Source organism: Myroides sp. ZB35, assembly GCF_001865835.1.
GTDB lineage: Bacteria > Bacteroidota > Bacteroidia > Flavobacteriales > Flavobacteriaceae > Flavobacterium > Flavobacterium odoratimimum.
In genome coordinates this window covers 2,521,508-2,545,430 of record NZ_CP017769.1, presented here as the reverse complement: position 1 = coordinate 2,545,430, position 23,923 = coordinate 2,521,508, and the positions used below count along the sequence as shown (strand labels likewise).

Sequence of the window (23,923 nt, the reverse complement as noted above, 5' to 3'; positions counted from 1 at the left end):
AAATTAGTTTCTCATCATCTTTAATTACTTATAACGACATGCAATAATCATGCAAGTCTATGTATGAACTACCATTAAAATTTTCTAATACTCTTATTCACTTAGTTTTCTATTCGCATACAATAATAAAGACTCTACATAGTCTCCATCAAAGTCAATCTTATAAATTTTAGACACCTTAAATTCCTCTATCTCCTCAAACCATTCACCTGAAGCAGATAACTCTTCGAATGCAAAATACTCACTATCATCACTATCCATATACTTCCCTACATAGACACAATCCTCTTCCTTAAATTCTAATCCAAAAGCACCATATTTATTCCCAATAGCTTTTAAAGTATCAAAAATATTGTCTTTTAACTGAATAGGGCTACTATAAAAGTCAACATGTTTTGCTTTCAGTACTTCTTCAATAAAAGCAATATTTTCTCCACGCTCTATAGTAGATATTTTATCCACAGCTATCAACTCATACCCATCTATAATATAATCGACCGAATTACACTTCGTTAATAACCACTTATCATTATAAGCTAATACTATACCTAGTATTAATTCTTTCTTTCTACCTTTTAAGCGAATGCCTACTAATTTATTCAAGTAATCTTTTATCATAGTAATAGATATTAATGAATTAGGTAATACGTAATGAGAGAATTTTGCGCTCTCTACTCCCTATTCTCAATAGGTCTTTACTAAAATTATGAATATTTCGACAATTATTCACAAATAATCCCTCTTTTTTAACCACAAAACAGAAGTGAATCAACATTCTATTAATCAAATAGATATACTTAAATAAGTAAATCAATATTACTTTTTTTGATATTTATTTTTTCTATTCCCCTCTAAAAGAAAGCATATTTGACTAAAAACAAATACTTCTGTATAATAAAAAAGCAGGATACATTATCCCGCTTCTATTCTATAATTACTATTTTGCTTTAAGATGAGTAGCTACTCCTATTCTATTCCAAGCATTAATAGTAACCATGCACATAATAAGTTGCGCTAAATACACTTCACCAAATAACTCTTCTGCTTGCGCATATAATGTATCACTAATTCCTCCTTGATGAATAAATGTAACCGCTTCAGTCATCTCCAGAATCACACGTTCTTCTTCTGTAAACAGCTCTGTTTCTTGCCACCCTGCTAACACTAATAATCTTCTAACAGATTCTCCATGCTTTAAAGCGTCTTGTGTATGAATATCTAAACAGTACCCACATCCATTTAACTGAGATGCCCTAATCTTTATTAGCTCTTTATGTATTGGTGTTAATTCTGATTCGTTTAAGTATTTTTCTAATAATAACATTCCTTCATACGCCTTAGGCTGTACACCATAAATTGTCTTTCTCATAATCGTAACTTTATTGTTTTTAATTTCAACAAATCTAAAGCTATGATTAATCAATAAACTTAAACAGGTTTAAGAAAATCTCTTCTTCTTTATCTCACTTAAATACTCTGGGCTAAACCCTAAATAAGAAGCCATTAAATACTGAGGAATACGTTGTATAAACTCTGGAAATCTCTCTTCGAAGTGGAAGTACAACTCTTCTCTACTAAACTCGTACAAATACTTCACTCTATATTGAGCAGCAGCATATGCACGTTGAAAAACTTGTCTATAGTACTTCTCCATAATTGGGTGTTTCTCTAATAGTAAAACAAATTGTTCTCTAGTAATCACGATTACTTCTGACTGCTCTACTGCTTGAATATAGAAGTTACTATTCGTATGCTGTTCAAAAGCCATATTATCCGTTAACCACCAATTCTCTATAGCAAAATCAATAGTTTGTTCTACACCATTACTCTTCATATAATAACTTCTCAAGCACCCTACTTCCACAAAGAATAACTTATCACAAAGCATATCTGCTTCTAAAAGAATCTCTTTCTTTTTGACCTTGATCAGCTCAAAATAAGATAAAATAGAATCTGCTTCAGGTACTGATAAAGTCCCTACGAATTTTTCGATATGTTGTATAAGTTTGTTCATTGAATATAAGTTATAAAACAAAGATAATTACTTCAAGTGTAATTGTTTATAATACGTTATCTTATACTTTGTAAAATCATCTGTTAGTTTACACTCAAAGAAATCAAAAGTATGCACAGCACCTTTTACTTCTAAGACTGTGACTTTTCCTCCATTGCTCTCTACAGAAGTCACATACTCTTTTGCTTCATCTATTAGAGGATCATATTCTGCTAGTACCATTGTCATAGACGGTAGTGATTGGTAGTTCTGCATCTTATTAGGCACTGCATATTCCCTCCACTTATTCTTATCCCCTGACAAATAATGTTTCCACATATAAGTTGCACTTTTCTTAGATTGCATAGGTGCGTGAGCATAAGTCTGCATAGAAGGAGTATTCAGCTCATCTGATGTAGGAGGATATAGGATGAGAGCATTGCTTATAGGGATAATATTACTATCTCTATTTAAGTGTAAAAGAGATAGAGCTATTGTGCCCCCTGCACTACTTCCCATCACACTGATATTCTGTTTATTTCCTCCTATTGCTTCTATATTGCTATAACACCATTCTAGAGCACTTACACTATCTTCTAAAGCAGCCGGAAAAGGATGCTCTGGCGCTAATCGATAATCAACAGATACTATAATCACCTGCGCCTCTCTCACTAGATCTAGCAACTGAAAATCATACTGCTCTGGACTTCCAAAAATAAAAGCTCCTCCATGTAAGAACAAGACTACAGGCAAGGGTTTATCTATTTCTCTTGGCTTATATATTCTTATTTTAAGAGAAGTATTATATGCTGTAGAAATTACTTGATTATATACACTGATATCATGAGGTATAGTTATAGCTCCCTCCTCTAGCATTAATCGTTCTTCTGTGATGCGTATTTGTTGAGGATTAGACTCTAAAAGAGAATCATAAGGTATCTGTGTCCAAGCACTTAAAGACAGTGCTATTAATAGTTCTTTATCTATATTCATATCTTAAATGATTACTGTAAAGAACAAAAGTCTTGTCTTTTTACCACATCCTAGAGGACATAGGTCTATAAATTCACTTCCTTGCGTATTCTACTCAAATGCCTTGGGGTAATATTTAAAAATGAAGCTAAGTATATACCAGGTATCTGTTGAATATAGTGAGGATAGTTCTGAAGTAACTTCAGGTACCTATCTTTAGCATCTAGACGTTGGATATCGAAGAGTTTTTCTTCTAATTCCATAAACTGCTCTTCTAATAACTGTTTAAAGAAGTTTGTCCATACTATACTATCTACACATAGTTTATCTACATCTGCTTTATAGAGGACATATAATTCTGTTTTGCCTATAGACTGTATATTCTCTTTAGATGGTTGTCCTGATATAAAGGAAGTCATCGCTGTCATCATACTTTCGTCGAAGGTGATACAGTATGTACGCTCTTCTCCACTTTCTAATAGAAAATAAGAACGTAAAACACCCTTTTTTATCCACACTATCTTATCAGCTACCTCTCCTTCGCAGATTAGCATTTCTTTATTTTCTAATACCTGCTCTTGTACTAATAGTGATAATGACTTCCACAAGTCTTGTTTTATCACATTAGACAGTATACTAAATGACTCCTTTCTCATCAGACAGACTCTTTTATTTCGATGGTTCTAAAGGTAAGATTAATACGTGGAGTATGAACCACTTTTGTAGGAGGTAATCTATGTAGCCAATTTTCTTGAGTAGTCCCTTTCATTACTAATAGGCTTCCATTATCCAAAATAACATCTATTTTCACACCATTCTCTTTGTGTTTAAAAGCAAATTTACGAACTGCTCCAAAGCTCAGAGAAGCTATAGCTCCATGTTTTTTTAAATCCTTCTCTCCATCGCTATGCCACGCCATTCCCTCTTCTCCTGTGTGATATAAATTTAAAAGACATGAATTATAAGTCTCCCCTGTCCTCTCTTCTACTATTTTCTTTAATGCTAATAACTCTTCCGTCCAAACCAAGGCAGTCTTAGTAATATTTGAATAAGTATAACTAAATGGAATATCGCCATACCAAGCCACTTTGCGCTTAGTAGTTACTTTCTTCCCAAAGATGATAGCTTGATCACATTGCCAAGCTACATGAGTCAAAAGTTGATTGTAATAATAGTCACACTGCTCTTTATTAAATACGATACCATAGTAATCTACTTCTCCATCATAAGGAAGAATATTCGTAAACTCCTGACTATAATCACTAAACAAATCCATAAGCACTGATTTAATACTACAAGTTTATAGATTATCTAACACAGAATAAAAAAAGTAATGCGATAAATTAAAGCAATATGATACTAACAAAAAAACGGAGTTACTATTCAAAGCAACCCCGTTTTATGATAACACTATATTCTTCTTTACTCCAATGGCTTCATCCCTGCTTCTCTAAAGTATTCTATTTTACTTAAGAACATCGCAGCCATACGCTCTGCTCGCCACTTCGCTTCATCAGCTATTTTTCCTTCATATAGTTCATCCACCGTACCATTAAAGATTCTCTTCCATTCTTCAAAATGCTCGCCTTCTACAGGTAGCTGTGCATGAGGAGGAAAAGGTTTTCCTCTATATGTATACTCTTCTAATAGAATAGTTTGCCAGAAGGCGTACATTTTCTCTAAATGCTCAGGCCATCTCCCCTCTAGTTTACTATTAAAAATAGGGCCGATAAACTCATTCTCCTGTACTCTTCCATAAAAGGTATCTACTAATACCTTAATATCTTCTATGTTTTCTATATCTTTTCTCATTACAAATTATTATTTTTACACACTATCTGTTTACAAATAAATGCTAAACTTTACTGCTATGATTACAATATCCATTTTAGGTTCTGGCAAAGTTGCTCATCACTTGATACTAAACTTTTTAGAACACGACAATATTTGTTTACAACAAGTGTATGCACGAACTCCTAACAAAGTTAAGGACTTAGTCTCTCACAATCAAATTATTTCAGATATCAATGAGCTAAAACCTGCAGATATTTTTATCATTGCTGTTAGTGATGATGCTATAGAAGAAGTATCCTCTACCATCCCTTTAAAAGATGCCTTTGTGGTTCATACTTCTGGGACAATGCCGATGAACTCTATTGCTACCACAAGTAGAAAAGGAGTCTTCTATATGCTACAGACTTTCTCTATCGATAAGGAGGTTGATTTCAGCCTTATCCCTTATTGTATCGAAGCTAGTAACAAACAAGATTTTGAACTTTTAGAAAAGTTAGCTTTATCTTTTTCTGAAAGAGTATATAAAATCTCTACTGACCAGAGACAGTCTATACACCTAGCAGCAGTATTTGTAAACAACTTCACCAATCATCTTTTTAAACTAGGTGAAGATATTTGTAAAGAGAATATGGTGCCCTTTGACATTCTAAAGCCTCTTATCTTAGAGACAGCGACTAAGGTACAGACCTTATCGCCTAGAGAAGCACAGACAGGACCAGCTGCACGTAATGATCAAGGAACTATAGACCGTCATCTAGAAGCGCTAAATGACCCTATAAAAAAAGAAATATATCAACTCATAACTAATTCAATACAAAATAACTAATGTCTAAACATTTTAAAGAGATAATGAATGACATCACTACGTTCATATTTGATGTAGATGGTGTATTAACAGATGGTACTGTTCACGTAACACAAGAAGGAAATTTACTAAGAGATATGTACATTAGAGATGGATATGCGATGAAAGCTGCTATCGAAAATGGATATAATGTATGTATTATCTCAGGAGGTAGTAATGAAGGTGTGCGTACGAGGTTTGCTAACCTTGGTGTGAAAGACATCTACTTAGGGGTACCTGATAAAGTAAAAGTATTTAAAGAATATATAGCAGCTAATAATATCAATCCTGATAACGTATTATACATGGGAGATGATATACCAGACTATCATATCATGCAAGAAGTAGCACTGCCTACTGCTCCACAGGACGCTGCACCAGAAATAAAAAGAATCTCTAAGTATATCTCTCATCTTAACGGTGGCAGAGGGGCTGTTAGAGATGTGATCGAACAAGTCATGAAAACACAACAAAAGTGGTTTCAACACTTTAACGCTAAATTTGACTAATAAATATTATGCTTAATAAGCTATTTAAGGATTATAACATCGTACTAGGATCTAACTCCCCTAGACGTAAACAATATTTAACGGACTTAGGGTTCTCTTTTACAGTCCGAGCTTCGGATATAGATGAGTCTTATCCTGAAGAGTTGGTAAGAGAACAAATCACTGACTATATTGCAAAAGCAAAGGCTGATGCTATAGAAATATTACACGATAACGAAATCATCATTACCAGTGATACTACTGTGTGGAATAATCATACTTCACTAGGCAAACCTGAAAATAGAGATGAAGCCTATACCATGCTAAAGAGCTTATGTGGTCATGAGCATGAAGTAATCAGTTCTGTATGTTTAAAGAGCAAGGAGAGCGTAAGTGTATTCCACTGTATTACTAAAGTGAGTTTCTCTGATCTATCTGATGAAGCCCTTTATTTCTATATAGACCAATACAAACCTTATGACAAGGCTGGGGCTTATGGTATACAAGAATGGATAGGATTAGTAGGCATAGATAAAATAGATGGTTCTTATACTAATATAGTAGGCTTACCTACTAAAGAACTTGTAGAGGAATTACTAAAATTCATTAAAAACTAAATATGCTAAAAGAATATTACACAGAAATTATAGCAACTGTAATTACATTAGTTCTATATATTCCTTGTAGAAAGTTAATAGGATATATCATCCGATCTTTCTCTACTAAAGAGCAGCGTAAAGATAGCCGAGTACTACTGATTATCAGATTATTTAATACACTTTTATCGGTTATTTTTTTAATTCTCGTACTAACGATTTGGGGAGTTCAACCAGAGAATTTTATGGTTACACTTACATCTGTATTTACAGTAATAGGGGTAGCGATGTTCGCTCAGTGGTCTTTATTAAGTAATATCACAGCAGGAATCTTATTATTCTTCTCATTTCCATTTAGAATAGGAGATACCATCAGATTACAAGACAAAGATTTCCCTATAGAAGCTAAAATCATTGATATCAAAGCATTCTGTACTATATTACTCACTACAGAGAACGAGAAGATCTCTTATCCTAACAGTTTATTATTACAAAAGGGAATTGTTATAGTCAATAAAAAAGAGGATATAGACAATCCTACAATATAATAGTGGCACAAATTTTGTATTTACCATTTCGGTTTAAATAGTCAAATGGTAGTAGAAGAAAGGCTAGTTAACCTATTTATAGGTTTTACTAGTCTTTTTTTTATAAAGTTAAAACTAATCAATAAAACTACTTCAGAACACAAACACTTATCTATACTGTACTCTTTATAGAAGATCATAGATTCTATTCTAGCTATATAAAGGCCAGTACCACAATATCATTTGTTATTTATCCCTTCTTAATTTCGTTGAAATGAATGCAATTGATTGGAGTATTTTTATACTAATTTTATTTATCGTTATCACCATTAAGCACTTTAAACTTAATAAAGCAGATAACAACTCTATTTACGAAAAGTCAACACTACACTATGGTTTCAAGATTATAGCGGTACAATCTTTTATATACACTTTTATCTCTCTTCCAGGACAAGCTTATTCACAGGGAATGACATTCCTACAGCTGTATCTAGGTATTCCCTTAGCTGTATTTATAGTTATATTCTTAATTATCCCAAAATACAAAAAACACAATACTAAAAGCGCATTTGAATACATCAAGGCGAAGTCTAATAAAAGAGTCTATTACTTAACCAGCATTATTTATCTAATCCTAAGATTACTTGTTCTTACTATTACATTCTATGCTACGGCTATGATACTCTCTATTTTATTAAAAATAGATTTCAAAATCTTACTCTTAATCATAAGTGCAATTTTTATCGTTCTGAACATTCTTTTTAAAAACAAAACCAATTTATTCCCTAGACGAAACCAGTTATTATACGCCATTATAATAACGACTATCATCTTTCTGACCATATTATACAAACTACCAGAAGGTATGTATCTAGAAGATACATTAAGCTTCACCGCCTCTTTTGATAAACTTACTGTGATCGATAGCGATCTTGCTCTAAAAGATAAGTTTGACTTGCTTAAATGTTTAGTAAATGGTACTATACTATTCGTCGCCCTATTATCTATAGATACAAAGATTCTACAGATATATAGACAGAGTAAATACTCTGATAAGACTAAGGATGGATTGATTATCAATGGGTTATTCAATGTCCCTTTTCATTTCTTTATTCTATTGACAGGGTGTGTGTTATTTACATTTTACCAGTTTAACGATGCACCTTTACATTATAACCCTCATAACGTGCACACAGTCTATCAATCTGAATATGCTGAACAATACGATCAAATCAAACAAGAGTATCAAAAAATATTGAACTTAAAGAAAGAAGCTAGCTTCTTATATAGTGGGCAAATCTATCAGAACTATAGTAATCAAATACTAAAAGATCAAATACTAAGCTTAACAGAAAATGCAAATAAACTTCAACTAGAAGCAAAAAAATTAATTAAAAAGGCGAATCATAATGTAGAAGTGAATGATTCTGACTTTATACTTCTTCACTTCATCAACTTTCATGTACCCACAGGGATAGCAGGTGTTATCATGGCTTTATTTTTTATCTGTTTACTTTCGATAGGATTTCACGAAATAAATTGGCTATCAAAAAAAACAAAAAAACTGTTATCTCAGACCAAGTCAAGTGCTCTGCCTCATCCAGATAACAAAAGATATCATGATATCATTACGCTTATTATTATTATCCTTGCTCTGATTATAGTATATAATATTCCCGTATTTTTAAATCTTATCCAAATACTATGGGCGTACTCTTCTCTGTTTTCAGGAACTCTACTTGGTATTTTACTAGTGACCATGTACTTTAAAAACAATAATAAAGCTTTGTTTTACACCATTTTACTAACTCAAATCACTATTATTACCCTATACATCACTACTCCTATTCATTATCTATGGTATAACACTATTGGGTTAGCTACTATCCTTATATTAGTACCTATCGCTAACCTAATTAGTAAACTATTTTCTAATCATAATAGATCTCATGTTTTATCTTAGCATTAGATTAACCACACTTAGTTTCTAACGCATATCATCCAAAGATTCGGATTAGCGCTCTATTGCACTGAAGTACGTATGATATTCTAGTCTCGTTTTGTATAAAAACTATATGATAATGCTATAAGTCTATATTGTGTCCGTTATTTTACTTGATTTAACGGACTCACTACGGACTCATAACGGACTCACTACGGACTCATAACGGACTCACTACGGACTCAAATCAAGGGAAACAAGAACAAGAATGCTCCCAGAGTAAGACAAAATTCGAACTACCGAACTTAACTAAATTATATTGATTCACTATTGACTATATCATAATTAACAGATTGTTCTACAATACACTATTACTAATATGAAGCCTTCTAGTCTAGTACATTTATCCCTGTTTACTCATCGCTAATATACTCAATAAAAAAAAGTGTATACTACATCATGATATGTACTATACACTTTATATTCTTTCTTTAGTTATTTATTCTAAGAAAGCAAGCTTACACATTCGCAAATGGCAAACTCCACTTATACTTCACAGCTAATACTCTAATCAGAATAATAATACCTGCTGTACCTACGTATAAGATATCCTTACTCAGCTCAAAATAGTTTAGTAAATAATAAACTAAACCTCCAAGGATACATGCTGTGGCATAGATCTCTTGTTTAAAAATAAGTGGAATCTTATTCGCTAAAATATCGCGAATAACCCCTCCAAAACAAGCAGTAATCGTACCTAAGGTAACACAGATAATCGGGTGTAAGCCTACTGTCATCCCTTTCTCTATACCGATTAGTGTGAACACAGCGATACCTATGGTATCAAATAGGAAAAGAGAATAACGCAAGAAGTTAAACTTCTTATAGAACACAATAGCCATAGCTACCCCTAATAAGGTTACATAAAAATAACTAAGATTAGTAAGCCACATCACAGGTGTCCATCCGATCATCATATCTCTGATAGTCCCTCCTCCAATAGCTGTCGCGAATGCTAAAATAGTCATCCCAAACAGATCTAACCTTCTTTCACGCCCTGCTAATGCTCCCGAAATTGCAAAAGCTAATGTTCCGAGCAAATCTAAAATATCGAAAAAATTAAACATTAAATAGTATAAAAATAATGCGCTAAACCTTAGCTGTTAAATAATTGTAGTCTTTTAATACGGTTTCTATAAACTCCTGATCAGAGAGTGTCTTCAGCTCACCTATACCTAGTACGCTCTTAAGTTTCACGACTAGTTTCTGTAATAACTCGTGATCTCTATTTGCTTTAAAAGTAGTTAAAGCTTCTTTTATAATATAAACATCTTTATCTGTCAAACTTAACACCTGCGCAAATAATGGGGTGTACTCCTCCTCTACTTCCTGAAAAATAGTGGATGACAAAAGTAATCTTTCTTTGACAGATATCACTGCTGTACCTGCTAAAATATCACCTAATCGCTGACTCTTATCTGTACATATAATTGTAATCAAACCAACTGCTGCTGAACCTATCCAAAAATCTACTAATCTCATTACCCAACGGCTAGCATAGTCTACTACAGAAGCTTCGTACCCGTCTATCTTAATCACCTTAATCCTCATAACCTTCTTACCTGGAGTGGCTCCCTGCATAATCGTCTCAAAAAATAGAGTATAAAACAAAGCAGGAGAAGCGATGAGAATCATAACCGCGATTTTAGACCACTCATCTATAAAAGCATTAACTATTCTTAGTTGACTTACAATATAAAAAATCAGAATCAAATACAATCCCTTAAAAATAAGATCTAAAATAGAAGCAATCATTCTTTCACCAATAGATGCAGTTTTAAATTCTATTTTGATATTTTGTGTTGTATTTATTGTTAAATTAGCCATAAATTATCTGCTTTTAAATGAGAGAAGTCGCTTTTATCAAATATAATAAAGAAAAATGGATTGAATATGAACATACAATATATTCTAACTCAATTCATAAACCTGATTACTTGGCCGATATGTACATTCAGTTAATGAATGATTTATCCTATGCGCAAACTTATTATCCCAAGAGTAAAGTTACACAATATCTCAATATTTTAGCAGCGCAAACTTATCAAAAAATTTACAAAACAAAACGTATTGAAGAAAATAGACTTATTTATTTCTTTAAGACAGAAGTTCCTCTAGTTGTGCATGAAAATCGAAATTATCTTTACTTTTCTGTACTAACCTTTCTGATTATTGTAGGTATCGGTTTTGTTTCTGCTCATTATGATTTAGAGTTTATTCGTTTAATATTAGGAGATCATTATGTTAATCTAACATTAGATAATATACAGAATGATGACGCGATGGGTATCTATAAGTCTGGTAGTAACTGGGGAAGCTTTATAGGTATAGCGTTTAACAATCTATATGTGTCTCTACAATTTTTTATATACGGAATCTTCGCTGGATTAGGTACACTATTCTATCTACTCTATAACGGTATTATGGTAGGGGCATTCCAATATATGTTTATCAAAGAAAATGCTTTTATGGATAGCTTTAGAGGAATATGGTTACACGGTGCTATAGAGATTACAGGGATTATCATTGAGGCATTTGCAGGCTTTGTATTTGGGGGAAGTCTTCTATTTCCTAAGACCTTCTCGAGAAAAAACTCCTTTATTCGAGGGTTTAAGAATGGATTTAAAATATTCTTAGCGATGGTACCATTCGTTATCACAGCTGCTTTTATAGAGGGCTTTATAACACGCTATGCTAAAGAGATGCCTGATGTACTAAACTATATTATTATACTAGGTACATTCTCTATCATTATTTATTACTTCTTCATCTATCCGAGAAGAGTGTATTCAAAACTTATTAAATTATAATCTATGTTTGTTGTTTTTAAAAAAAGAGATTTTAGTGACTTAATGAATGATACGATTTCATTCTTTAAAATAGAAGGAAAACCATTCTTCAAAAATTACTTTACCCTATGTGGTATATTATTACTAGTCTTATTTGTATGTACTTACTTTTTATTTGATATGGTATTTGCAGCATCTAGTAGTGCAAAAAATTCAGCAATAGATGCATTTATAGACAATAACGCAGGGCTATTCTTCTTAATTATCTTAGTAGCGGCGGTTGTTACTATTCTTATAAGTATTATCGCTATGTCATATCCTGTATACTATCTAAAAGCGATGGTAGAACACCCTAAGGATTACCAAGATATAAAGCATGTGATTAATCCTCTAAAAAAGGATATTTGGAGATTACTTGGTTTCGCACTTGCTTCTTTTTTTACTATATTTCCCTTAATTATAATTGCTTTCTCTATCGCGGCTGTTTTAATCTTTTTATTAATAGGGATTCCCCTTTTACTGATTATGATGCCTGCTGTTGCTTCATGGATAAACTTGGCTTATTATGAATATGTGACCAATAGAAGTGGAATCTATGAGTCTTATCAAACAGCTTACTATATGCTGAAAAGTAAATTCTGGATTATCATAGGGAACACTTTCTTAGTTTATCTAATAATACAAATCGTTACAATGACGCTAAACATTATCACTCAAATCATGTTCTATGGAGGAACAATATTCAGTGAAAAAAGTTCTTATGATCTAGAAGAGACACAAGGTTTTAAACTAATGCTCATCGGTATAATTATCTTAAGTACACTAGTATCTTTCGTGATGAATAATATAATGTTGATTAATCAAGGATTAGTTTACTACAGCATCAGAGAGCAAAAAGAAAATACACAGTCTCATGCAGACATTGATATGATTGGAAAAAACTAATGAAGAGATTCTTATTTATACTATTATTTTTATCATTTGCTACGCCTCATTTTGGGCAGGTAGAGCAGGATACTATTGTATCTGATGTAGAATCTTCACAAGATGAAGAAGACATCTCTGCGACTGCTCATGAAGCTGGAGTTATCAAGGCTAAACCTGTCAATGTACTTCCATACTTAGAAGAGACGAGTACAGATATAGTACCTACTAAATTTGAAACAGATTATAAAAAGAAATACAAGAAAGATCCTGACTTTGACTATAAAGAAGAACTTAACAAAGACTCTATTTGGAAGCGCTTTAAGCGATGGTTAAATCAGCAATTAACTGACTTCTTTAGACAATTTGATATTGACTATGAAACAAGTAGCCGTTTGCAAGTTTTTTATAGAATAGCAGGGATACTAGTTATCTTTCTTTTAATTTATTATATCATAAGAGCTGTTATTCAGAAAGATGCCTATTGGCTATTCAAGAAGAGCGCTAAAAAGATGGAGATACAGGTCGATGAAATTGAGTTAAACCTTAAAGTAGTGGACTTCCCTTCTCTATTAAACAAGACCATTGCGGAGCAACAATACCGTCTAAGTATTCGTTACTATTACCTATGGCTACTACAGAGATTACAAGAAAAAGAGGAGATCGAATGGCATATCGAAAAAACGAACTCTGACTATCAAAACGAAATAAAAGATAGTAAACTAAAAGAGAATTTTAAGTATCTTTCTTATCTATATAACAATATATGGTATGGAGAATTTGAAATAGAAGAATCTGAGTTTAACCGTGCAAAACAGTCATTTGACACTATACTAAAACAAAGCTAAAATGAGTAAATCAACAAAAATAATGTTGTTCCTTTTTATCGTGATTATGGGCTTTGTTTATTTTATAGAGTCTAATAAAGTAGATCCGATAGATTGGCGCGAAACTTTAGATAATACACATAAAATTCCCTTTGGGACATATATACTAGATCAGGAAATAGACAAAGTGTTTCCTAATGATAGTGTAATCAGAATCACTGGAAATGTCTATGACTTCTTTAAAGATAAAAAGTATGATAGTATACACACTAACACACTGTTCTCTTTAAAGAACTATGGGTATATAGACTCTTTCGCTAGAGTAAATCTACATCACTATATCGCAAAGGGAAACACTGCTGTTATCTTTCAAGATAATATAGATGGGTTAATAGAGGGGATAGAGACAGACTATCTACAATATACGTTAAGAGAAGAATTATTAGATCAGGATAAGGTGTCAGTGACATTGGCTAATCCGAATATTTCTACCTATTCGTTTCAGCTAAAAGACTTAAATACGAACTACTTCGATATTCCAGATTCTCTACGTACCAAGGTAGAGGTGCTAGGATACTTAAAGTATAAAGGAGTCAAATATCCTAACCTCATTCGTTATAAAGAGGGATCAGGTCAACTCATATTAGGGCTTCAACCTATTGCATTTACAAACTATAATTTGTTAGAAAGTAATAATCACCTTTATGTACAGGGTGTATTATCTTACTTACCTCAACAGAACACCTACTTCACTGTATCTAGATTACCAGGAGATAATGAGTACCACTCTACTTCTATTCTTAGATTTGTGTTTAAACATCCAGCCTTGACATGGGCATGGTATTTCTTCCTTGGAACCTTGTTTGTGTTTATCATTTTCACTGCAAAAAGGAAGCAGAGAGTAATACCGATTATCACACCGCTGTCTAACACCACTGTTGAATTTACCAAAACAGTGTCTAATCTTTATATTCAAAATAAAGACTATGAAGACTTGATCAATAAGCACATTATATACACCTTAGAAAAAATAAGACGTGTACATTGGCTAGACACCACTAAACTAGATGAAGTATTTATCAATAACCTGCATACCAAAACCAAGAAAGACAAAGAAGATATCGTCAAATTTGTCAGGTTTATAGAGCAGTTTAAAGCTGCCCCACACCATGCATCAGAAGAAATGCTAATCGAATTAAACAAAATAATTGAGAAAATCATTGATTAAAGATATACTATGGAAAATACAGTAACCCCAGAAGAAAACTTACATTTCGAATCTAGACTAGATTTGAGTTTGTTACAAGAGAAGGTAAAAGGAATCAAAAGTGAGATACAGAAAGTAATCGTTGGTCAAGATAAAACGATAGATCAAATCATTGTATCTCTATTGGCTAATGGGCATATTCTATTAGAAGGTGTACCTGGAGTAGCCAAAACACTTTCTGCTAAATTATTAGCTCAAACTATCGATATGGGCTTTAGCCGTATTCAGTTCACGCCTGATTTAATGCCTTCTGATATATTAGGTACCTCAATTTTCAATATGCAAAAAAGTGAATTTGAATTTAAAAAAGGTCCAATATTCTCTAATCTAATCTTAATCGATGAGATAAACCGTGCTCCTGCCAAAACTCAGGCTGCGCTGTTTGAAGTAATGGAAGAACGCCAAATCACAATAGATGGACATTCTTATAAAATGAATGAACCATTTATAGTAATCGCTACTCAAAACCCTATTGAACAAGAAGGTACTTATAGATTACCTGAAGCGCAATTAGACCGTTTCTTATTTAAGATTAATATAGACTATCCTTCATTAGAAGAAGAAATCGCCATCGTTCAGAGAGAACATGAATTATTAGATAAAAAGAAAACTACGATGATCAATAAAGTAGTTACTCCTAATGAAATCATTTCTTTCCAAAAGCTAATCAAAGAGATTATCGTTGAAGAAAAGATCATCGAATACATTGCTAAGATTGTTGCTGATACTCGTATTAATCCATTGTTATATCTAGGAGCTTCTCCTCGTGCCTCTATTGCCATCCTGAATGCCGCAAAAGGATTCGCTGCTATTAACAACAGAGACTTTGTAACACCTGAGGATATTAAAGAAGCTGCTATACCAGTACTAAAGCACCGTATAATAGTATCTCCTGAAAGAGAGATGGAGGGAGTGACAGCCAATGATATTATTAATCAAATCATCGAATCAATAGATATTCCTAGATAATAAAAACAATACTTATGTTTAAATTATTCAAGCAACTTTATTTACAAAAACGAGTGTATATGGTCTTAGGGGCTATTATAGCTCTATTTGTACTTGCCTTTATATTTCCAATACTGTATAAAGTTGTTTGGGGGTTATTTGTATTATTTTTTGCTATCATATTGGTAGATATCACCCTGTTGTTCAACAAGAAGAATAAAGTAGATGCTGTGCGTATCTTACCCGAAAAGCTATCTAATGGTGATGATAATACCATCTATATCTCCATAGAGAATAAATATAATATCGCAGTACAATGCGATATTATAGATGAGATTCCTTTTCAATTTCAGAAAAGAGATTTTGAAATCACTAAAACCTTGGCTCCTAAGGAACAAAAAACACTTAGCTATACCTTAAGACCTACGACTAGAGGAGAGTATGTCTTCGGAAAGTTAAACGTATATATATCTAGTCCTCTTAAATTAGTATCTAGAAGATTTGTTTTTTGTGATGACGTTACCTTAGCTACCTACCCTTCTTTCATTCAGATGAAGAAATATGATTTGATTGCTTTTTCTAAAAACAAGTATGCTTTTGGGATGAAGAAAATCAGAAAGATAGGTACTACTACTGAGTTTGAACAAATAAAGGAATATGTATTAGGAGATGATATACGCAATATTAACTGGAAAGCAACGGCTAAATCTAGTCAATTAATGGTCAACCAATTTCAGGATGAGAATACAGAGTCTGTTTATAATATTATCGATAGAGGGCGTGTGATGCAGATGCCTTTTAATGGTTTGTCTTTACTAGATTATGCGATTAACTCAACCCTAGCCTTATCTAATGTTATTCTTAAGAAAAATGACAAAGTAGGATTAATGACTTTCTCAGAGAATATCACAAACCAACTTCCTGCTGAAAGTAAAATAAGTCAATTGCAAAAAGTCATGGAACAATTATACAGAGTCAATACTAACTTTGTAGAAAGTGACTTCGGAAAACTATATGCGCATATTAGACATAAGATTACACATCGTAGTTTGATTATTCTTTACACTAATTTTGAATCCTTGTCTAGCTTAAAAAGACAGTTGCCTTACCTAAGAGCTATTGCAAAAAATCACGTTCTATTAGTCGTTTTCTTTGAGAATACAGAGTTAACTAAACTGACTGAAAAAAAGGCTAAAAACACAGATGATATTTTTGACAAAGTAATTGCAGAAAAATTTAACTTTGAAAAGCGTTTAATAGTAAATGAATTAACCAAATATGGTATTCAATCTATACTAACTGCTCCTGAAGAATTATCCATAAACACGATTAATAAATACCTGCAAATCAAAGCTAAGGGTACCTTATAATATGATGATTAAAAAAATAGAAAGCTCACAAAACACCTTGATTAAAAGCATTGTTCAACTTCAAGAAAAATCTAGAAATAGGAAACAATCAGGTACATTTGTTATTGAAGGGCTTCGAGAAATAGAATTAGCAACTAAAGGAGGATATTCATTAAAGACTCTTTTATTCTATCCTGACCTTGTGTCTGAGACCTCTCTACGATCTTTTATTTCAAGAGAAACAGAGCTAATAGAAATATCTAAAGATGTATATCAGAAACTAGCTTATAGAGATACAACTGAAGGGGTAATAGCTATCGCACATACAAAATCATTAGACCTAGAGGATCTAAAGCTTTCTGAGAACCCTATAATCTTAGTAGCTGAGGCTACAGAGAAACCCGGAAACATAGGTGCTATACTTAGAACTGCTGATGCGGCTAATATAGATGCTGTCATCATCGCTAACCCTAAAAGTGATATCTATAATCCTAATGTAGTTCGCTCTAGTGTAGGATGTGTTTTTACAAATCAGATAGCCATGGCTTCTACTACGGATGCTATTGCCTTTCTAAAAAAACACAGTATCAATATCTACTGTGCTACATTACAAGATTCGACTTCTTATCATACAAGAGATTATAAAGAAGCTACTGCATTCGTAGTAGGTACAGAAGCTACTGGACTTACTCAAGAATGGAGAGATGCTAGTACGAAGAATATTATCATACCTATGAGTGGGGTGATAGACTCCATGAATGTATCTGTAGCTGCTTCTATCTTACTGTTCGAAGCAAAACGCCAACGAGATTTTAAATAACAAGATATACAGCACCTTATCCAAGGTGCTTTTTTTATACTTCCAATTAGCTATAAACAGCTATAAATATTTGTAACTTTTATTCTATTTTTGAATGCAAAAATAAAGTAACATGGGACACAGACATATCGTAACTAATATAGACTTAACATCACAAGGAGAAGTAGAATATCATTTTGTAGGAGAGTGGAAATATGAAATACCTTTATTCTTCTTTCCCCTATTCTGCATTCCCGTACAATCTAAAGAGTTAAAAGATTACAGTCTAAAACCTTCTTACCTTCTATACTTCAGAATGAAAGAAGCCATGCCTTTATTTAAACAGTTTCATCAGTGGATACAATCGAATATAGATATACTCGTTCCTAAAGAACATCAACCTAGTTATTTTGAGTCTTATCAAAAGCAACTATATTACTTCAATAATTTAGAGGGAGATAGCTTTGTACTTGATGGTTCTGATGTCTATAATATGAGTGAAGGTAGCCATAAAGCTCTAGCTAAAGAATATTTAGCTACTATAGAGCGATTAGCTGCTGAGTTTAAAGAGCTATTAGACAGTAATGCTAGCGTAGAGCAATTCAACAACTCTGATATTGCAAGTTACTTCTTTCCTTTTAGTACATTCCAAGAGTATCTTAATAATGATAATGCTAACTATGGATGGGATTGGTTAGAAGTTGCTTTTCAACCAAACTATGACTTTTTACACTTTGAAGAGAACGAGCGTTGGGGAATAAAAAAACTTGATGGAGAGATTATTCTACCTGCTATTTATGATGGAATTGGGGAGTTTGAAGAAAGTGGATTAGCTTATATTATTTTAAATGATAAATGTGGATTAATAGATAAAACAGGAAAGATTGTCTTAGAGCCTGTTTGGGACTATGTGAGTGATACGGGTATCACTTATGTACAGAGTAATACTGATGATCCTGAAAACTATGACACCATAATAACTTGTTCTTTAAAGAAAGAAGAGAAATATGCACTATATAATCTTACATCTCAATCTTATATCACAGACTTTATCTACGATGAAATAGAGCTACTAAAAGACGATTATTACAATGTTCTACAAGGTGATTTATACGCTGTATTTAATTATAAGGGAAAAGAGTGTATACCGTTTACCTCTACTGCTCCATTCGAATACTATTATCAATATTTCTGTGGAAAACAGAAGAATAAAAACATCATGTATTCTAACGAGTATAGTTTTATAGGTAACTTTGATTTTAGTGATATCACAGATATTGGTACAGGTAATTGCTTATTAGTTCCTTCAACAAATGGCACAAAACTCAAGAAAATTATTAATGCACAGGGAGAACTTGTCTTAGATAATGTAAAAACAGCAGAAGGGTTATCGGAGAAATGTATTAAAGTAATCACTGATGCTGGAATGTCTATCTATGATATTGAGTTACAACAAAACTTATTCGCACCTATAAAAGGTCGTATAGAAAAGTATATCTTAATGGATATCAATCTTAGAATAGGTGAAGTATATGTAAGTTCTGGCAAGAAAAAAGGTATTTATGATTGTAACAGACGGGTATGGACTACTCCATTACAAGTTTGTACAGACTTAAAAAATGTGGCAGATGATTTGTATGCATTAAAAAACAATCAATGGTCATTAATAAGAACAGAAGAAGAAATACCATTAGTAGAAGGATGTAGTTATATAACAATACACCCTCTAAACAAAAGTACCTACCCTGTTATTATTTACAAAAACAATGGTGTATATACTTGGCATGACAATAGTTTGCAACTATTATCTAATACCCAATTAATAGCATTAGCTACTCGAATGCATTACAATCAGGAAGGTGAAGTAGGTTTGTTTAAACCTTCTTTTACAGTACAGTCAAAACAATTTACACTAAGGGATTATAAAAATTTAGAACCTTTTTATATTACTAAGATTAAAGATTATTACTTAGAAAATGACTTTACAGAGTTGTATGAACAATTACTGAGCTTTGCAGAAGAATTAAACAATGATGATCTCTTGCAAGACTTAGGGTACAAATATTTAACTGAAGAAGAACATCTTGATTATCCTAAAGCATTAAAGTTATTTTTAAAGGCTTCTGAGTTGGGTAATCATTATTCTGCTACAAACATTGGTTATATGTATTTTGAAGCCTTAGGAGTAGCTTATGACAGTAAACAAGCTATAAAATATTATAAATTAGGAGCTGAAAGAGGAAATAGTCAAGCTAAGTTAAACTTAGCTTATATTTACTATGAAGGCGCAGAGGGAGTTGAAAGAGATTTTAAAGAAGCACTAAAGTACTTTCTTCCTTTAGACAAAACATGGGGCTTCTATGTGACTAATTATATTGCTGATTGTTATTACCTTCTTGGTGAGTATAAAAAAGCGTTGAAGTATATTAAAAAAGACCTTAAAGAAGAAGATCATTTAGGTTCTTTCTTAATGGGTAAATTCTATAACCTTGGTTATGAAGTTAAACAAGATACGGCTAAAGCCATTGAATACTTTGAACAAGCTGTGGAAAAAGGTTATGTATATGCTACTACTGATTTGTTGTATATTTATGCCTATGATGAGAAGTTTAAAAACAGTGAAAAGTTGGCTTATTACTTAGATATAGCTAAAGAACACGATTTAGATGTTCCTTTAGATCTTAAAAGCAAAAACACATTGAAAAACTTTTTAAGTAAATGGTTTAAATAATATGATACAAATACGTCCTGCTAGATTAGAAGATATACCTCAATTACAATTGCTTTATCAAAAGCAGTTTGTAGTAATGCAAGAATATCAACCTGATTACTTTAAAGCTGATCTACCTGCTATTGAATTCTTAGAAGAAACCATACAATCGGATGAATGGGACTTCTTAGTCGCTGTAGATAATGGGCAACTGATTGGTATGGTTGCTTTGTTTATAGAGCATACTTTACCTTATGAATGCTTTGTGCAACATAGATACCTCAACTTTGCTGATATCTATGTAGAGCCTGAGTATCGTAGCTCAGGAATTGGGAAGCAATTAATTGATGCTGTTAAACTATGGGCAAAAGATAAACAAGTAGACTACATAGAGCTTCTTGTAGTAGAACAAAACAAACGTGCTTATGAGTTATATCTCAAAGAACATTTCGAGCCTGTTCATACTGTAATGAGGTATAAGATATAATAAGAAACGCCCTTGCAATGATTTGCAAGGGCGTTTCTTATTACTCTTTTAGAGCTTTGACAATGCCAAAACTCAAAAACAAAGCTATTAGTAATAATACACAAATTAAAGCCAGCACTACTGCAAACGCTAAAGTATAATCTATAGTTTGAGCAATGCCAAAAAACACACTTCCAATAGCAGCTACTCCAAATGCTGAACCTATCTGCAAACCACAATTGACAACTCCTGAAGCTAATCCTGCGAACTGAACAGGTATATTACTTAAGCTTAATCGAACTACAGATGCTAATGTCAATCCCATTCCACATCCAATTACAAATAAATCAACCTTAAACAAAAAGGGCTCAAAACTATACAAAGTATATAGTAATAATAAGAAACCTATTCCATACACAACTAATCCTAAAGAAAGTATAGTCTGCTTAAAGTACTTACTTATTAAAGAAGAGCTCAACGACATAATAATAAATCCAATACCAAAAGGAATAATAGCCTTACCTGCCTCCATACTTGTCCAGTGTAATTCTTCTTGTAAATAAATACCTAATACTAAATAAAACACTCCACTTGCATAGTATAGAAAGCTTGTAATTACTCCTAGTTTTAAATTCTTAAACTTAAAGATAGTAAAGTCTACTAAAATGCTCTTTTCTTCTTGTTTACGCTTATACTGAACCTTGACAAACAAATACAAAAATACTACTGAAGCAACTAAGAATACTATAGTCTGTATATCTATTCCCCTCTCCACTATAGTAGTCAAAGGATAGATAAAGCTCATTAATCCTAAACTTAACAAAGCAGTCCCTCCATAATCGACTTTCTCTATTGACTTAAACTCTTGTTTAGGCAAGGCTATAATTGCCATGACCAACGCAAATAGCCCCACAGGCAGATTAACTAAGAATATCACACGCCATCCTAAGTTAAACACATTCCACTCTATCAATACTGCCCCAAGATATTGTCCTAATGCGGCGGCTATCCCAAAAGTAAAACTATACAAAGCCATTACTAAACGCTTTTCTCTTTCATCAAAAAGCGTATGCAGAATAGCCAAAACCTGTGGTATCATAACTGCTCCTGATACCCCTTGTAATACTCTACCTATAATCATCATCACAGGAGATTGAGAGAGACCACAGAGTACAGATGAACTAATAAAACCTATTAATCCAATTATAAATATCTTTCTCCTTCCATAGATATCTCCAAATCTTCCTCCTGATATCTGAAACACAGCATAAGCACTAGTATAGAAAGAAACTATCATCTGCAGTTCACTACTACTCGATCGAAGTGAGTGTTGTATAGAAGGCAATGCTAAATTAACAATATAAAAATCTAAAGGAGAGAGTATCGTTGCTACTAATAAAATAAATAGTATAAACCATTTGTCTTTAAAAATCATAAAACACATTTTAAAAGCTTAGTTTTAAGCTTTACCTCAACTAAGCTATTATTATCTTACAAAATTCCTAAAGAATTATACTTACTAGACAACGCTATAAGGTCATAAAACAACGTGAGAAGAAGTATCATAACTAACTACAAATCATTTCACTAACAACTTATTTAAAACCAATATAAAAACTTATTTTTGCAGATGATAAGAAACATAAGCTATGTTACAAGGAAATAATCAAGGGAACTTAATCGTAGATAGTCATCATATAGTAGGAGCTACACATACTATGGATATTACAGTAATCCATACTGCTATAGCGAGTATTAAACACGGGGTATATACTGCCGAAGAAGACTTCTATCACACTGTACTCCCTACTAAAGAATCTATTCTTACATGTAGCTGTATACAAGGAAGTAGCTTAACCTTAAACCATGACAACCTCAACATTCATGAGCAAGGGGCTCTATTGTTTAAAGAAAAAGCTGTTCCTTATGAACACATTATGAAAACAGCAAAAGACAAAAGAGGAGAATTCTTAGAAATAGCCGTAAACAAAACCTTTGTCACCAACTTATTTGAAGAAGAAAAAGAATACTTAGAAGAGCTATTAGGTAGCCAATCTTCTAAACTCATCTTTGACTTAAATCTTAATACATTACAAGTATTACAACAGCTTATCTCTAATCCATATCAAGGAAAACTTGCAGAACACTATATCAATAATAAAGTAGAGGAAGCTCATTTATTACAATACCACAATTGGAGTTATAATAGACCCCATAAAGAATTAAGCCTTCACCGAAAAGATGAACAGGCGCTACACGAAATCAAATCGTATATCACAGATAATTATAACAAAGACTTCACAATACAAGAGTTAGCGTTGAGAGTAGGTATTAATCAAACCAAACTAAAGAAAGGCTTTAAAACACTCTTCGGAACGACTACGTTTAAGTATATCCATGACCTGCGCATGCAGAAAGCTTTAGAAATGATAAAAAGTAGAGAGTATAATATCTACGAGATAGCAGAGTATGTAGGTTATAAACACAGTCACCACTTCTCCACAGCATTTAAGAAATACTATGGTCAGCTACCTACTAAGATAAAAATATAACCTATGCTACCAACTCCTTTCATATAAAAATATCATATGTCCTAGTCAGTCTAATGATAAACCTATATTTTAGTCA

Annotated in this window: 25 protein-coding genes; 15 read left to right on the top strand and 10 right to left on the bottom strand. The window is 32.6% G+C overall.

Annotated features, from left to right (window positions below; translation table 11 throughout):
• Nucleotides 1-93: 93 nt before the first annotated feature.
• The 7 genes from BK054_RS11405 to BK054_RS11375 all read right to left on the bottom strand — a co-directional run bounded on the left by BK054_RS11405 (nucleotide 94) and on the right by BK054_RS11375 (nucleotide 4,777).
• Entirely contained in the window at nucleotides 94-618 is a 525-nt protein-coding gene (locus tag BK054_RS11405; protein ID WP_006259412.1) for a hypothetical protein, read from the bottom strand.
• 319 nt (nucleotides 619-937) lie between these two features.
• Complete coding sequence (locus tag BK054_RS11400; protein WP_006259413.1) at nucleotides 938-1,369, bottom strand: carboxymuconolactone decarboxylase family protein; 432 nt, start codon at nucleotides 1,367-1,369, stop codon at nucleotides 938-940.
• A gap of 69 nt (nucleotides 1,370-1,438) precedes the next feature.
• Entirely contained in the window at nucleotides 1,439-2,014 is a 576-nt protein-coding gene (locus BK054_RS11395) for a Crp/Fnr family transcriptional regulator (protein WP_006263203.1), read from the bottom strand.
• Nucleotides 2,015-2,041: 27 nt separating this feature from the next.
• The gene (locus BK054_RS11390; protein ID WP_006263202.1) at nucleotides 2,042-2,986 is read right to left on the bottom strand and encodes an alpha/beta hydrolase; all 945 of its coding nucleotides are present in this window, start codon (nucleotides 2,984-2,986) and stop codon (nucleotides 2,042-2,044) included.
• A 65-nt stretch (nucleotides 2,987-3,051) separates the two neighbouring features.
• Entirely contained in the window at nucleotides 3,052-3,621 is a 570-nt protein-coding gene (locus BK054_RS11385; RefSeq protein WP_006263200.1) for a Crp/Fnr family transcriptional regulator, read from the bottom strand.
• On the bottom strand, nucleotides 3,621-4,241 hold the full coding sequence (locus BK054_RS11380; protein ID WP_006263199.1) for an alpha-ketoglutarate-dependent dioxygenase AlkB family protein: 621 nt from the start codon (nucleotides 4,239-4,241) through the stop codon (nucleotides 3,621-3,623). The genes BK054_RS11385 and BK054_RS11380 overlap by 1 nt, the downstream gene beginning before the upstream one ends.
• A gap of 146 nt (nucleotides 4,242-4,387) precedes the next feature.
• Nucleotides 4,388-4,777, bottom strand: coding sequence for a group III truncated hemoglobin (locus tag BK054_RS11375; protein ID WP_006259418.1), 390 nt, complete (start codon nucleotides 4,775-4,777; stop codon nucleotides 4,388-4,390).
• A 58-nt stretch (nucleotides 4,778-4,835) separates the two neighbouring features.
• On the opposite strand from BK054_RS11375, the gene BK054_RS11370 reads away from it, so the two are divergent.
• The 5 genes from BK054_RS11370 to BK054_RS11350 all read left to right on the top strand — a co-directional run bounded on the left by BK054_RS11370 (nucleotide 4,836) and on the right by BK054_RS11350 (nucleotide 9,177).
• Nucleotides 4,836-5,585 carry a Rossmann-like and DUF2520 domain-containing protein gene (locus BK054_RS11370; protein ID WP_006263198.1) on the top strand — a complete coding sequence of 250 codons (750 nt, stop codon included), beginning with the start codon at nucleotides 4,836-4,838 and terminating at the stop codon, nucleotides 5,583-5,585.
• Complete coding sequence (locus tag BK054_RS11365; RefSeq protein ID WP_006263197.1) at nucleotides 5,585-6,112, top strand: KdsC family phosphatase; 528 nt, start codon at nucleotides 5,585-5,587, stop codon at nucleotides 6,110-6,112. The genes BK054_RS11370 and BK054_RS11365 overlap by 1 nt, the downstream gene beginning before the upstream one ends.
• An 8-nt stretch (nucleotides 6,113-6,120) precedes the next feature.
• The gene (locus BK054_RS11360; RefSeq protein WP_006263196.1) at nucleotides 6,121-6,708 is read left to right on the top strand and encodes a Maf family nucleotide pyrophosphatase; all 588 of its coding nucleotides are present in this window, start codon (nucleotides 6,121-6,123) and stop codon (nucleotides 6,706-6,708) included.
• A gap of 2 nt (nucleotides 6,709-6,710) precedes the next feature.
• On the top strand, nucleotides 6,711-7,235 hold the full coding sequence (locus BK054_RS11355) for a mechanosensitive ion channel domain-containing protein (protein WP_006263195.1): 525 nt from the start codon (nucleotides 6,711-6,713) through the stop codon (nucleotides 7,233-7,235).
• Nucleotides 7,236-7,488: 253 nt separating this feature from the next.
• Nucleotides 7,489-9,177: a hypothetical protein gene (locus BK054_RS11350; protein ID WP_039329127.1), complete on the top strand. Its 1,689-nt coding sequence runs from the start codon at nucleotides 7,489-7,491 to the stop codon at nucleotides 9,175-9,177.
• A gap of 497 nt (nucleotides 9,178-9,674) precedes the next feature.
• Here the strand turns inward: BK054_RS11350 and BK054_RS11345 are convergent, their stop codons facing one another.
• Both BK054_RS11345 and BK054_RS11340 read right to left on the bottom strand, forming a co-directional pair.
• Complete coding sequence (locus BK054_RS11345; RefSeq protein ID WP_006259425.1) at nucleotides 9,675-10,283, bottom strand: trimeric intracellular cation channel family protein; 609 nt, start codon at nucleotides 10,281-10,283, stop codon at nucleotides 9,675-9,677.
• 22 nt (nucleotides 10,284-10,305) lie between these two features.
• Nucleotides 10,306-11,043, bottom strand: a complete 738-nt coding sequence (locus BK054_RS11340) for an RDD family protein (protein WP_071307259.1) — start codon at nucleotides 11,041-11,043, stop codon at nucleotides 10,306-10,308.
• A gap of 17 nt (nucleotides 11,044-11,060) precedes the next feature.
• Between BK054_RS11340 and BK054_RS11335 the strand changes: the two genes are divergently transcribed.
• From BK054_RS11335 to BK054_RS11295, 9 genes are all read left to right on the top strand, one after another.
• A complete protein-coding gene (locus BK054_RS11335; RefSeq protein WP_039329125.1) occupies nucleotides 11,061-12,026 on the top strand; it encodes a stage II sporulation protein M in 966 nt (321 codons plus the stop codon).
• 3 nt (nucleotides 12,027-12,029) lie between these two features.
• Nucleotides 12,030-12,950, top strand: coding sequence for a hypothetical protein (locus tag BK054_RS11330; protein ID WP_071307258.1), 921 nt, complete (start codon nucleotides 12,030-12,032; stop codon nucleotides 12,948-12,950).
• Nucleotides 12,950-13,777 carry a DUF4129 domain-containing protein gene (locus tag BK054_RS11325; protein ID WP_071307257.1) on the top strand — a complete coding sequence of 276 codons (828 nt, stop codon included), beginning with the start codon at nucleotides 12,950-12,952 and terminating at the stop codon, nucleotides 13,775-13,777. Before BK054_RS11330 ends, BK054_RS11325 begins: the two co-directional genes overlap by 1 nt.
• A gap of 1 nt (nucleotide 13,778) precedes the next feature.
• Nucleotides 13,779-14,984: a hypothetical protein gene (locus BK054_RS11320; protein WP_071307256.1), complete on the top strand. Its 1,206-nt coding sequence runs from the start codon at nucleotides 13,779-13,781 to the stop codon at nucleotides 14,982-14,984.
• Nucleotides 14,985-14,993: 9 nt separating this feature from the next.
• On the top strand, nucleotides 14,994-15,992 hold the full coding sequence (locus BK054_RS11315) for an AAA family ATPase (RefSeq protein WP_006259431.1): 999 nt from the start codon (nucleotides 14,994-14,996) through the stop codon (nucleotides 15,990-15,992).
• Between the two features lie 14 nt (nucleotides 15,993-16,006).
• A complete protein-coding gene (locus BK054_RS11310) occupies nucleotides 16,007-17,341 on the top strand; it encodes a DUF58 domain-containing protein (protein ID WP_058699479.1) in 1,335 nt (444 codons plus the stop codon).
• A gap of 4 nt (nucleotides 17,342-17,345) precedes the next feature.
• Nucleotides 17,346-18,140: a TrmH family RNA methyltransferase gene (locus BK054_RS11305; protein WP_006265005.1), complete on the top strand. Its 795-nt coding sequence runs from the start codon at nucleotides 17,346-17,348 to the stop codon at nucleotides 18,138-18,140.
• 112 nt (nucleotides 18,141-18,252) lie between these two features.
• Nucleotides 18,253-20,850, top strand: a complete 2,598-nt coding sequence (locus BK054_RS11300; RefSeq protein WP_058699478.1) for an SEL1-like repeat protein — start codon at nucleotides 18,253-18,255, stop codon at nucleotides 20,848-20,850.
• 1 nt (nucleotide 20,851) lies between these two features.
• Entirely contained in the window at nucleotides 20,852-21,316 is a 465-nt protein-coding gene (locus tag BK054_RS11295; protein WP_006263182.1) for a GNAT family N-acetyltransferase, read from the top strand.
• Nucleotides 21,317-21,356: 40 nt separating this feature from the next.
• Here the strand turns inward: BK054_RS11295 and BK054_RS11290 are convergent, their stop codons facing one another.
• The gene (locus BK054_RS11290; protein WP_058700030.1) at nucleotides 21,357-22,730 is read right to left on the bottom strand and encodes an MFS transporter; all 1,374 of its coding nucleotides are present in this window, start codon (nucleotides 22,728-22,730) and stop codon (nucleotides 21,357-21,359) included.
• A 214-nt stretch (nucleotides 22,731-22,944) separates the two neighbouring features.
• Between BK054_RS11290 and BK054_RS11285 the strand changes: the two genes are divergently transcribed.
• On the top strand, nucleotides 22,945-23,847 hold the full coding sequence (locus tag BK054_RS11285; RefSeq protein WP_058699477.1) for a helix-turn-helix transcriptional regulator: 903 nt from the start codon (nucleotides 22,945-22,947) through the stop codon (nucleotides 23,845-23,847).
• The last annotated feature ends 76 nt before the right edge of the window (nucleotides 23,848-23,923 follow it).